This window comes from Bacillota bacterium, assembly GCA_012839765.1.
GTDB lineage: Bacteria > Bacillota > Limnochordia > DUMW01 > DUMW01 > DUMW01.
Map to the genome: position 1 here is coordinate 1 of DUMW01000040.1, position 12627 is coordinate 12627.

10 protein-coding genes are annotated in these 12627 nt (G+C 52.1%); all 10 read left to right on the plus strand.

Features of this window, described 5'->3' with window-relative positions; translation table 11 throughout:
* Positions 1-482: 482 nt before the first annotated feature.
* A complete protein-coding gene (locus tag GXX57_04075) occupies positions 483-1973 on the plus strand; it encodes a DUF1538 domain-containing protein (GenBank protein ID HHV43830.1) in 1491 nt (496 codons plus the stop codon).
* On the plus strand, positions 1963-2628 hold the full coding sequence (locus GXX57_04080) for a P-II family nitrogen regulator (protein HHV43831.1): 666 nt from the start codon (positions 1963-1965) through the stop codon (positions 2626-2628). Before GXX57_04075 ends, GXX57_04080 begins: the two co-directional genes overlap by 11 nt.
* A 979-nt stretch (positions 2629-3607) precedes the next feature.
* Complete coding sequence (locus GXX57_04085; protein ID HHV43832.1) at positions 3608-3937, plus strand: hypothetical protein; 330 nt, start codon at positions 3608-3610, stop codon at positions 3935-3937.
* Positions 3897-4349 (plus strand): hypothetical protein, encoded by a 453-nt coding sequence (locus tag GXX57_04090; protein ID HHV43833.1) that lies wholly within the window; start codon positions 3897-3899, stop codon positions 4347-4349. The genes GXX57_04085 and GXX57_04090 overlap by 41 nt, the downstream gene beginning before the upstream one ends.
* Before the next feature lie 837 nt (positions 4350-5186).
* Positions 5187-5621, plus strand: coding sequence for a hypothetical protein (locus GXX57_04095; protein HHV43834.1), 435 nt, complete (start codon positions 5187-5189; stop codon positions 5619-5621).
* Positions 5622-6567: 946 nt separating this feature from the next.
* A complete protein-coding gene (locus tag GXX57_04100; GenBank protein HHV43835.1) occupies positions 6568-7542 on the plus strand; it encodes a hypothetical protein in 975 nt (324 codons plus the stop codon).
* 407 nt (positions 7543-7949) lie between these two features.
* Complete coding sequence (locus GXX57_04105; GenBank protein ID HHV43836.1) at positions 7950-8246, plus strand: hypothetical protein; 297 nt, start codon at positions 7950-7952, stop codon at positions 8244-8246.
* Between the two features lie 826 nt (positions 8247-9072).
* Positions 9073-9852 (plus strand): PHP domain-containing protein, encoded by a 780-nt coding sequence (locus GXX57_04110; GenBank protein ID HHV43837.1) that lies wholly within the window; start codon positions 9073-9075, stop codon positions 9850-9852.
* A 737-nt stretch (positions 9853-10589) separates the two neighbouring features.
* The gene (locus tag GXX57_04115; GenBank protein ID HHV43838.1) at positions 10590-11864 is read left to right on the plus strand and encodes a sugar ABC transporter substrate-binding protein; all 1275 of its coding nucleotides are present in this window, start codon (positions 10590-10592) and stop codon (positions 11862-11864) included.
* A gap of 349 nt (positions 11865-12213) precedes the next feature.
* On the plus strand, positions 12214-12627 hold a 414-nt coding region (locus tag GXX57_04120; GenBank protein ID HHV43839.1), incomplete at its 3' end, for an extracellular solute-binding protein.

Consider the following 12627-nt stretch of genomic DNA (forward strand, 5'->3'; position numbering starts at 1 on the left):
CTCTTGAATGATCTTCTCCTTGAACTCATCAGAATACTGGCGTGACTTCATTTGGAAACCCTCCCTGACTCAATACTATCATAGTGCAAAGGGTTTCTCCAAACTCATTGCGGGGCCCTTAGGGTTATGGACCTGGGGTCCTCTATTCTTTCCAAACGTCGCCAAACCCCACAAACTTTTGATTCATACGTTGGTGGTGATGGCAGTATAGGTGAAGCGGTTGAGCTCATTGCGAACGAGTTTAAAAAGCTTTTGCTCCCTGCTGAGCTGCCTTCTGACTATTAGAAGTTGTTGTGGATCCTAGAAAATTGACCCTTGTACGGGGTTATTGCGGCGTGTTACAATAATCACAAGAGGATCAACGGGGTGTTCTTCAGATAGGAGCACTAGACGGTTTCCACGTTGCGCTGGAGAATGCTAAGTAGACTGTGGTAGTCTCCCGCTCAGAATTGTATCCCACACGAGAAGGGTGGCTCTATCCCTTGAATCTGTTAGCGGCCAAATGTAAGGATGTACTATATTCTGTTCTCCCTATCGTCGTGCTGGTAGTTCTCTTAAGTTTTACTCTCACACCTTTGGATTCCCGTCTGTTGGCTAGGTTTTTCATCGGTGCCGCGTTGATTATTATCGGTTTGGCTGTATTCCTCACGGGTGTCGATGTGGGCATTACGCCCATCGGGATGGTCATGGGTGGAAGTCTGGTCAAATCCAATCGGACCTGGATTGTGGCTGTAGTGGGTCTTTTGCTTGGTTTTGTGATTTCCATCGCCGAACCGGATCTACACGTATTGGCGGGGGAAGTGGAAGCGGTGACGGCGGGGTTGCTTGCCAAAGACCTGCTGATTTTAGTTGTGTCCCTCGGTATTGCCGTTGCGGTGTCCCTGGGATTAGAGAGAATTGTGTTCAATTTCCCGTTGAACGTGTTTTTCACCGTTACGTATTTGCTCATCCTGATTCTCGGGTTCTTTACCACGCCTGAGATCCTAGCCATTTCCTTTGATGCCTCCGGGGCTACCACTGGGGCCTTGACGGTGCCTTTCCTGTTGGCGCTGGCCATGGGGGTTTCCCGCTTGAAAAAGGATAGCAAATCCTCGGAGGAGGATAGTTTCGGCTTGGTGGGTATCGCCTCGGCCGGAGCCATCATTGGTGTCATGGCGATGAGCGTTCTTTCAGGGACCCAGAGGCTTACAGGTAGCCTCCACCAGGACCAAATGGTAGGGAATTCGATTCTTGCTTCCTTCGTGCATTTCTTCCCAAGGGTTGTGCGCGATGTCACCGTTGCTCTTTTGCCCATTCTGCTAATCTTCCTCCTGAGCCAATTCTTGTTTTTCAAGTTGCCGGGCAAATCGGTGCGGAAGATCCTCTTTGGTATCATGTTTTCCTTTATAGGGCTAGTGTTATTCTTATTGGGTGTGAATGCAGGGTTCATGGACTTGGGCACGGTGGTGGGGTATCAGCTGGCGTCGTTGAGTAAGGTTTATGTGATTGGTGTTGGTTTTGTGTTGGGGCTGGTAACAGTCTTGGCTGAACCTGCGGTTTATGTCTTGACCCATCAGATTGAAGATGTTACCAGTGGATATGTGAAGCGCAAGGTTGTCATGTTAACCCTGTGTCTAGGCATGGGCTGTGCCATTGCCCTATCCATGATGAGAATTGTCGTCCCCGGCCTACAGTTGTGGCAATTGCTCCTGCCGGGGTATATTATTGCTATAGCCATCAGCTATTTTGTTCCCGGTCTGTTTGTGGGGGTCGCCTTTGATTCCGGAGGTGTCGCCTCTGGGCCTATGGTGGCCACCTTTGTTCTGGCCTTCGCCCAAGGTGTGGCGGAAGCGACGGAAGGGGCTGATGTGTTGATGGATGGGTTCGGTGTGATTGCCGTGGTGGCGATGACACCCCTGATTGCCTTGCAAGTACTGGGTCTTGTGTTTAAGGCCAAATCCAGGAAAGAAGGAGTAGAAACCAGTGATAGCTGATTCCAGGTGTGCAGAGATTGAACTAATCTGCGCCATCGTCAATTACGGCTTAGGAAGCAAAGTCATCAAGGTGGCTCGGGAATGTGGTGTTTCCGGTGGAACCATCACTTTGGGAAAAGGCACGATAAATAGTCGCATCTTGGATTTTCTCGGTCTTTCCGATGTGCGCAAAGAAATCGTGTTTCTAGTTACCGATGAAAGCACAGCTTCGGTGGCGTTGGAAGAGTTAAATAAGAAGTTCGAGTTTCACCGGCCTAACCATGGGATTGTCTTTACGACCTCGGTATGCTTTGTTATGGGAGCCCACGGCTTTGAGTCTATGGAAACAAAGGAGATGAGTGCGAAGATGGTGACATACCAGGCGATCACAACCATTGTGGATCGAGGGAAAGCTGAAGAGGTGATCGATGCCGCGATTAAGGCGGGCTCCAAGGGCGGTACCATCATCAACGCCCGTGGTTCAGGGATTCACGAGACCAGCAAAGTCTTCAATATGGAGATCGAACCGGAGAAGGAAGTCGTTTTGATCCTTGCGGAGGCTGATGCCGTAGAAGGCATTGTGGAGTCCATTCGGAAAGAAATGCAGATCGATGAACCGGGCAAAGGGATCATCTACGTGCAGGATGTGAAAAGGGCTTACGGGTTGTACAAGTAGCCCGTCTTCCGGAACGATTAGTGTTATTGTCTCCTTTGCCCGCGCAGGAGATCCTTTGCGGGCAAGACTTGTCCAGAGGGGCGGGTATATCAGTGCCTTTTTGGTGTAGCCATCGTGTCGTGGTGCTACACCGCTTTTTATGTAGCACGGATAACATGTTTTATCTATAACCCGAGTTGTTTTCATGGGCTCAGTCCGGTTGTTAAGTTGGGCTTTGCCCGATGGCCAGTGCTGCCTAGCTTTCCAGGGGAGTCTTTACAAATGGAAAAACCTGCGGGGGCGAACCGTTCTAGTGGTGAACTGCCATTTTCGTGGAAATGGTTGGCCGCAGGATCCTAGTCCTTTTGTCCAGTACGTTCCTGCAGATGTGATAGAAAGTGCTTAAGAACATACTGGTCTATGTTGATTGCTCCCTCTCCCGTGGCAAAGGGAGCAGCCCATCTGTTAAGAAGTGGTGCCCTGTGCGGATGGCCTGAGGTGCTTCTCCTTTGCACCGGGTTTACAGTCTTTAGTGGCCGAAAAGCTCTATGCTTCGGCGATAAGACGTTGTGAGGATTCGGGCTGTATACCAGACCGAGTGATGTGGGAAGAAAGGGTGAGGTTTCGAGCCGTGCGCGCGACCTGACTGCATATGATTTGCGGGCAAAGGGACAGAGTTATGTCTCCAGGCAGTTTGTCCCGCCGCTATCTTGCAGTTTGTCGGGGCCAACCTACGGGTGCGTCCATACCAAACGGGAACGATTCCTCCCGTGCCCCCTTTCTTGAAAAATTGACATACCTTCCCTGATGTACTCGATTGCCTGGTACCAGAGGCGTTGTCCATCGTGATCAAGATTCCCAGTACCAGGCAGAGTCCCTTGGATCATTCGGACGCTAGCCGACGCCAGTTCCAAAAGCCCACCGGGAAAATCGCCCAGCACCCCCTCCGAAGCCGATGCCGGTCCTTGGGTGATACCATATTCTGCCCGGAGTTGTCGCCTTGTACCGACACACCTATGACCGGCGCCTTCTCGACCTGGCCGTGAGGATTGTCCAGGTGGTGCCCGGTTATCAGGCAAGTGACCATTCCCACTCCTACCTTTCGACCCTGCGCGGCCTTTGGCTCCTATTTGAAGAAGCCGGTGACGAAGGGTACTTGCGGCGTGTGCTCGCAGATATGAAGATCATAGAAGAAAGACACATGCTGCCGTCGGGGGGAATCCACGAGCGGTTTACCACTAGAAATCGGGACGAGGCGTGCAGCACTGTCGACTGGTGGTATTTGTGCAATGTGGTGGCGTCGGTACGAAGACAACAGCCTGTACATTGACTACTTTCCCCCGTCAACCATCACCCTTTCCGATGGGTTTAAGTTGACCCTGAAGACCGACTATCCGGAGAATGGTGAGCTTCTTTTGGAGATTGAAAAGGCCCCGGGCAAGGAGATTCCCATCTATCTACGTGTGCCGGCGTGGTCTTCGGTGGAATCTGTGGAGGTAACAGGTAATCCCCTTGAACCGACAGTCACAAGCGGCTATATCTGCTGCAAGAATTCCTGGAAAACGGGGGATGTCATGCGGATCCGGCTCGCCATGCCAAGCTATGAGATAGACACTTTTGCTGACGACAAGGTGGCCAAGTATGTGGGGCCAATGTTGTTAGTACAGCCAGCACCCCAGCAGCTAAAGCCGATGCTGGCCTCCTATCGCCTGTGGTTGTCTTTGCTGCACGAGAAATCTTAAGGGAATCCCCAGACTTGTGAGCACCGATCTCTTGCAAGTTGTCACCAGCTGTCCCCATGATGAAACTAACTAAAGGATGGTTTTTGGTGGCGGTCCGTGCCTTTTCCACACGATCGTTGCTTTCGTTTTGGAGTTGGGGGACAAACCAACCGGGGACGGAGTCGGCACTGGGGTGAGCCGTTGAAGAATCAAGGGATAGCTCTTATACTTGACTACGCTTACTCTCTCCGACAGTACCAGGCCAAGGGACGTCCAAGGTAGTTACGGTGTGTTACAGACTACCGGTGTGGGCTCGACACCGGACAACAACCCGCCTGAGGAAACGCCTAGGTGGGCTGTTGTCTGTTTAGAGGAGAAGCCCTGGGATTGTAGTTACAACTCGGTGGGCAGGGCGATCAATAACCCTATTTGGCCGGTAAGCTAGACTACTGTAGAGTTGGTATCTGTTTTCGCCGAGACTTGCCAAGGGGGCGTTGTCGCAGTGGACCGAACGCTTCGGGGACAGTGTATGCACAGCCGTGTTGGCAGACCCTCTGCTCATCAGCCTGCATGTGAGAACGGTAATGCATATCGACAAAAGGATATCATGGCGCTAAATACTCCTATCACTTTTATGTTGGAAATCCCAAAGGGGCCAAGGGCAAGGGAGCTAGTGTGCGTATGTTGGTTCTGGGCCTTTACCCTAGGTCTACCTTCTTGGCTGCGGGCAGGGGAGGGGACGATTCTTGTTGCCCAGGAGGGATTAATCGGAGATAATAGTAGTCACCAGGAAACATTTTGGTAAAGATTAGTTCAATACAAATCCAGTAGACGGCTGGACAAAAAGGGGAGAGAGTCTTGCGGAGAAGTAGTGGGATTTTAGCTGCTGTGTGTGTGGGACTGTTGTTGATTGGGTGTAGTGGTGCTTCGGTGAATCTGAACATCATACCGAACCCGGTGGTCTTTCAGTTCAACCAGTTTGAGCAGACGGTGACCGTGGAAATCAGAACATCGGGGTTCGGAAAGCTGGTCCTCGATGAGGCTCTTGTGGCGGTATATGATGATGAGGATAATGAAGTCTGGTCCAAAGTGGTGGACATTGGAGCCAGCATCCCCTTCGTTGTACCAGGAATCAAGCAGAGTTTCGAGCAGACAGTACTCCTACCCGACGAGTACCATTATGTCACTCCGGAGTTGTATGAAGAGCAGCTGAAAGGTAGGGAGTTCCGACTGGAGATCGTGTTAACCGGCTCCAAGACCATGCAAACAACGGCGCAGATTAGATTTGAGTAGCTCTAGCTTACGAAAGAGGTAGTGTAGAGCCCGGCGCGATTTGATCCATACTTTGGCGCCGGGGACGGTTCTGTGACACATCTCTGGATAAGATAGGATAGAGCGACATGCGTCGGAAATAGAATCGTATCAAAGCTCCATCAATGGCACGATGAGGTCCTAAAGCTGTGCACAGCGCGCCGAAGTCGATTGAGGAGGAGTTTGGGCATTCATATCAGGCTAGAGAGAAGTGTACTCGGAAGAAGGCACCAATCGGAAAAGGGCTGTGCAGCAGGATGCTCTGCACAGGCTTTAGATTGAAGATGCGCTCCTGCAGTTACTCTGTTAAAGGTGTGAAGTAGAGTATTGTCTTTGCTCGTGAAGCCGATGACTATCCAGTTACAAAATGGACAGGTCTAGTGGGTTTTCAACCAGCAATCCTGGTTGAAAACCTAAAGTAGAATAAGACCGGAGCTAGATCTAGATGACGCACGAGGGTACAATCAGGAACTAGGGGGGCAACACGGAGAAGACTGGATAGAATAGAACAGGTGCGGCCGCAGATCTTACACCGGAACCGAGGGACAAGTAGCTCTACTACTTCCCAGTAAACCGTAATAGAACGCTTGTATGTACCGTGCTTATGCATGCAAGTACCACAACACCCAATTGCCTTTTTCCGCAATCGGTCGAAGCCTTTCTCTGTAAACTCTTGGTTTGCAAGTCGAGTTCTGGTATTGTCAAAACGTAACACCTCCTTATGGAGGAGTGGGTGAGCGGAAAAAGCATGTGTGGCTAGCACATGGGGCTTTTTCCGCTGTTCCCATACTTCTATACCAGTTCGCAGCAGTTTCTACATTGCCCACCTTCATTCCTTGCCAGAAAAAGCAAAACCTACGTTCTGAATCGTCGTAGGCTTCATGACAACGTCCGCCATGAGTTTGGCGGTGCTGGCGGTGCCTATCCCATGGCTTCTTTCCACTGGCTTTGGGAAAACGAGGTAGCGCCGCTGGATCCCATGGACGCTGATGTGCTCTCGGCGTACTTTCCGGGCCGCGGACTGGTGGTCTTGCGCACGGGCTGGGACGTCTCTGACGTGATGTTCTCCATCGAAGCCGGCCCGTACTACGATGTGATCCACAATCAGGCGGACAAGGGCCACTTTACCTTCTACGGACTAGGGGGCAGGTGGGCGATCGATTCAGGTTATGGCAACATGGGTCCGAGCGCTCCAACCGGGCGGGATCAGACCATTGCCCAAAATTCCGTATTGGTCATGGACCGGGGGCAGGCTCTGAGCGGCGCTGGCACCGGGACGAACGGCAAGATACTAAGTTACGAGGAAACAGCAGTCCTAAGCTATATCCTTGTCGATGTCACCGAAGCCTACACCACGAACAGCAAAGGCACCCGGCATCTGCCCATGGGCAAGGCGATTCGCCATGCGGTCTATGTCAAACCCGGTGGCGGTGTGGTGCCCTACGTGATCATTGCCGATGACATAGAGCTTAGTATGACGATGCCAGTGAACTACCAATGGTTGCTCCATACTGAGGTGGGATATGAAGTGGCCGTCGATGAACGGGGCGCCACAATTCACAGCCCGGGTACCGAGGCCTTTGCTCGGCTGGAGGTTCTGAATCCTGCTGAGCCTGAGGTGACGATCGATGAGTATCAGGCACATCTTGGTTCCTATCAGGGCAGTGCCCGGGGGCGTGACGGGTGGCATCCGCTGTTCCGGGTGAGCACAACGGCACAGAATCCGTACTTCCTATGCGCCCTGCTTCTTTCGCCGGAAGCAGCAATCGTCCCCCAAGTGGAACGAAGCATCCGTGAAGACGGCACGATCGAAGTAGTGATCCAGTGGCCAGCACGGACGGATTACATCAGTTGGAAGCCGGGAAGCGATACCATGATCGGCGTTGTCGTCTGCGAAAAATGAATGACCGATGATGATCCTAGGTTTTGACCCTTGCCGCGGCCTGCCCCACCAGCAGGATCCGGACCGTGAGGGAGCTTGTGTTACCCCGTGCTGGTGAAGGGTATCTGTATCTACATGTGCCTCTGAGAGGCGGCCAGCCGGGAAACGAAAGACGGGCATGGCGAATGATGAGAGTTCGCCCGCTAAATCCCCGCTCGTAGACAGGAGCTAGCAAGGGGAGGGCTGCTCTTCGGAAAGCGTCCTTCGGTGGGCTTCGGCCATAGTTCGGACATATTCTGGACACGTGCTGCAGCATCCGCCGGTTTGCCCCGCTCCCGTGATGGAAGGAAAACACCGCGCCCCCTTTGTCAAGGGATCGTGGTTATCTTTGGAGCGGGAACATAGGTTAGGCAAGGCTGCGCCGGCTGGTGCTATTGACCGCGAAGGGCCAAGGTCAGCCAGAACGAAAACTAGCGGGCGACTTCAACTGTGACCGGCCGGGCCGGAAACTCGGGCTGTACGGTTTGATCCTCAGTGGCTGCGGAAGAGCGGGAAGCGGTTGCTCCCTGCTCTTCCGCTGGTGTACCGGCGGGAAAGGGCTTCTTAGATTTCTTTTGGAGAGCATTATCCGTCGGAGTGTTGGGCGGGAGTGTATTCTAGTCTTCTTGATCGTCGAACCCATGGGGAGTTGTGAACATGGAACGTTAGATGCCCGGAGCGGATAGCAACATCGTCTATTGTCCACGAAAGACTGTGCTCACCAAGGATACGGCTTTGATTGTCCCAACGGGGGTATGCCAAGGTCTGGTCCTATGATCATCGCGGTGATCGCGCAAGTCTGCATTATCTTGTTAGCATTCCGTACGTGTCCTTGCACTGAGGTAGCGATCAAGCTTTTGTTTGGAAAAACCTTGCCGGAATTCAGGACGCTAGACCTCGCTGAGCTGGTGGAAGTCGATTGACTTGTGTGTTTGCGAAATATGTGAAGACAATAGAAATACCCGTATTGAGGCGTGCTCAAAGGAGGAGAAAGCCGTGGAACCCCGGAACAATTAAGTAGCACACCCCGCGGAGAAGATCACGGCGTCCTCACGGAGATCTGTCCAAACCATCCTGGAAAAGAGGTTTGGTCCAGGAGGGGATTTAGAACGTGGTCAATGAATCTTCGGTCTAGCTGACTTGATGAGGTTGCGCGGGTGAGGCGGGGCTGCCAATTCGCGGATAGACGGCAGGTGTAACGGCGGCCATCGATCTTAGGGAGAGGTTGGATAGTGGGTGGTTCTTCCAGCGGGAAATGTAAGTCTTAGGGCCTATATGTAAAGCTTCATGGACCGTGACAAGATGTCTTGTCCTGTGGTGTTGGTATGGATTTGACGATTAACAGATGGACACTGTTCCAGGCATGGCGTGGGAAGCAGGATGTGACCACTGAGTGTGTCTTCCGCGATGGTTTCTTGTTGGTTGAAACGCCTTTCTCTTGGCATGCCTTCTTGCCATTGGGTAGGCTACTTCGGAAGTGCAATTTCCAATAGGAATAGGGGGAGTAAGAGAATGCTTGTCAAGACCGACTTTCATCTTCATACGCGCTACATTGGATGCGCCGACGAGACCATGGAGGTGGTGGACATCCTCCGGATTTGCCAGGACGCTGGTCTCGAGGAGATTGCTATCACAGATCACCTGAACCACTTAGGACAACTGGACCAGCACTGGCAGATCAAAGAAGCTCTCGTCCGGTGCGACGAAAGCATCACTGTCTATTTCGGGGCGGAGCTGAATTTCTCGGGACCAAACGGTCAGCTTGCCATTGACGATGAAGCCTTTGAAAACGCCATGGGTTTCCAATTTTTCATCGGGGGGATTCACAGCGCATACGGAACTGATCGGACTCCCCTTGAGATCCTGCGCACTCAGCAAGAACACTTTCTCAAGATCTGCAACCATCCACAGGTTAGTGTGCTGGTCCACCCATTCTGGTTTCCTCGTCGGGAATATGTTGCCATGCCTTGGCTAAAGGATCTGTCGGCCCTGCCGGAGGAATGGATTGCTGAGTTGGGGGAGACAGCGGTAAAGACGGGCACCGCCATCGAGATTAACGCCGAAGCCATTTTCGATTGTCCCTACTACCCCGAGTCCTTTAAGGAGAGTTACCTGGAGTTTCTTGCACGCCTGAAGGAATACGGTGTCAGGTTCTCCTTTGGTACCGATTCCCATTCCATCGGGCAGCTGGCAAGTATATCTACCCTCCAACGGGTGGCGAAGCAGCTGGGTATAACTATGGAACAAATCTGGCGGCCCGAAGGTCTTGTCGACATTCGGAAGGTCCAGTGACCAGTTGATCCCTGGAGCAAAGCCATAGTAGCCCCGTATGCCGGAAAACCAAAGGCAGAAGTGGTCTGTGTTAGCTGTACTTGGTTGGAGGGTCCTGTGGGTACGTAGTTGATGTACGTTTTTAGGGTACTTCCTCTGCGCCTTGTCGTTTCCCGCCGCCTTCATTTTGGTACCTGTTGGTTTGCTAAGGGATCGTCAGCCCCCCACCTAGAGATCTAGGTGGGGGTTGGTGTTTTACCAATAAGGTCATTGACGAACTGGTCTGTCTATGCTAATATAAGAACAAGGTATTCCCATTGTGGTTGAGGTGTGCATAAGGTGAACAAGAAGATTGTCCTGAAGTACTGGGGACAGCTAATTCCTTGGGTGTTGGCGGGCTGAGGTGTACAGGGAATGGCCTAACCGGTGCTTATGGTGGCGCTGGAGGCCGGTTGCTCCTAGAAAGAATGCTAGCTAGAGGTAGCCGCTGCACCTTCTGGGGAGGCTATTTGTCGATTCTTCTTCCGGGAGTGTTACCGGCAGTTCCTCAGATTTACATACAGTCTTTTGCTCTATGGGACGGGGCCACGAGAACAATAACATACAACCATAGTAGTCCAATGGAGGTGATAGGCTTCCGTAGGTAGCGGCACATCTTTGTTTTCTAGTAAGTGGGTGTTGCAGTAGGGAAAGGAGTAGTGGTTAGTAGAGGAATAGCGCATTTCCTGTCTTAAATTTCCACAGAAGGGAAGGAGAAAATGCTTACTTCGAGGATCAGAACCGTAGTACTGGTGATGCTGGCTGTACTGGTATTGGGATCTGTGGGTGCGGCGAAGACCATCCTTCGGGTACAGGACTGGAAGATTAATGAGTCGGAGACCTGTCAACAGTGGTTCATGGCGGCCAAAGAACGCTTTGAGGAAATGTATCCTGATGTGGAGATTGTATATGACGGTACTGGTTGGGGTTCCGAGTATGTGGAGAAACTGTATATCGGTGTTGCCACTGACACGGCCCCGGACGTGGCATCGGTCTCCATCGCCTGGGCCAGAGACCTTTTCGAAGCCGGTGTGTTGCTTCCTTTAAACGACTTTATCGCCAAGACCCCCGATTTGGCACCGGCGAACTTCATCCCCATCACTCAGCTTTACAACCAAAAGGACGGCATCTTCTACGGGATTACCAACGCTCTGGATGCAGAATTTATCGTGTACAATATGAACCACTTCGATGAGGCTGGATTGAGCACCGATCCCCATGCGATGGAGACTTGGGATGATTTCGTCTCCTTCGGTCGGAAACTGGTGGTGCGCGATAGTGATGGAGAAATAAGACGTTACGGATTCGACTTCCGTCCCACTATCAATGTCTTTAGTGCTTTCTTGGACTCCAATGGTGGTAGCATCTACAACGACACCTTCACAGGACTGAACATTGATACCCCCGAAGGGCGCGAGACCCTGAAGTTCATCCATGATATCCGTGTGGAGTATGGTTTTGCCCTGGATGGCATGACGAGCCCCTATGCCAATTTCTTAAATAACACTGCTGCCATGGGCTGGGGTGGCTTCTATTCTTCTTACTATGTTCCCCAATATGTACCGGGTATCCGGCTTGGGTTTACCGCGATTCCCAAGGGCCCCTCGGGCGACAAGCGGGGTGCGATGGTCTTTGGAAACATGTATTCTATCACTACGTCATCGAAAAACCCAGAGCTAGCCTGGAAATTCATCGAGTGGATGGGCAGCCTGGAAGCGCACCTGCTGCACTTTGAGATTACCGAGACCGTCCAGTCGGCCCGCTTGGACTTTTACCGCAGTGATCTGTGGCTGGAGAAGATGTGGGAGCATTCCTGGATGCAGATGATCCCCGAGATTGCCATGTGTACCGGTATCTATCCCTTCTTGCAGCTGGAGACATTGGACGCAGTCTGGCCGGAACTGGTCTACGAGCCGGCGAGGGGCAATCGCCCCTTGGACCTCAATGCCCTCAGTGAGGTGCAGCGGCTGGTGAACGCGGCCTTTCAACAGTGATAGGCGGGTGGGAGAGATCCCACCCATCAGCTAAGGTGAAGACACGGGACCTTGGGTCGAAAAGGGGTCAAGGGCTGCTTCATTCGATCGCAGTGGCCCCAGAGGAATGGAGATAAGGAATCTGCTGCGGGGGAACGGGACGACAAATCTTATTGTAAACCCAATCAGAAGATTCTGAGTAAGACGGCAAATACTTCCTTTTTGTGATTTGGGAGTTGGATTGGGGACGAAGGGGGTGGATACCAGAGGAAAACCATCAAGTTGCCCTTGTACTATACCAAGGGTTCTTTATCGCAGTGGTTTTGCTGATGCTTACTAACCACTATATATTCAAAGGAGATTTTGGATCGTGCGAACGCTTCGCAATGTGGTTGTCATCTTGCTTAGCCTTGTTTTCGTGCTTGGTGGTTTGGCCGAGGGGAAAGTAAAGCTAGTTTACACGAACAATGTCACCGATGTGACGGCCAATGTGGAGGAGCAGCTGATCCAGCTGTTTATGGAAGAAAACCCGGATATCGAGGTGGAGTTTCGCAACGCTCCCATTAGCGCAGAGCAGCTATTGCTATGGGCTGCTGCGGGGATGTGTCCCGATGTGTTTATGATACACAGCCATACCTTCAATGAGCTCATGGGCAAGGGTTTGCTCACGCCCTTGGATGGCTTTGTACAGGACGACGCGGAGGTGGATCTGGAGGACATCTTTCCCGAAGGATTAGAAGAGTTCACCTATGAGGGTGTACTTTACGGGATTCCCTATGAATAC

Coding starts and splice junctions, on each gene's coding strand:
- GXX57_04090 (HHV43833.1), top strand. CDS start 3,897: ATGTGGTGGCGTCGGTACGAAGACAACAGCCTGTACATTGACTACTTT.
- GXX57_04100 (HHV43835.1), top strand. CDS start 6,568: ATGGCTTCTTTCCACTGGCTTTGGGAAAACGAGGTAGCGCCGCTGGAT.
- GXX57_04110 (HHV43837.1), top strand. CDS start 9,073: ATGCTTGTCAAGACCGACTTTCATCTTCATACGCGCTACATTGGATGC.
- GXX57_04115 (HHV43838.1), top strand. CDS start 10,590: ATGCTTACTTCGAGGATCAGAACCGTAGTACTGGTGATGCTGGCTGTA.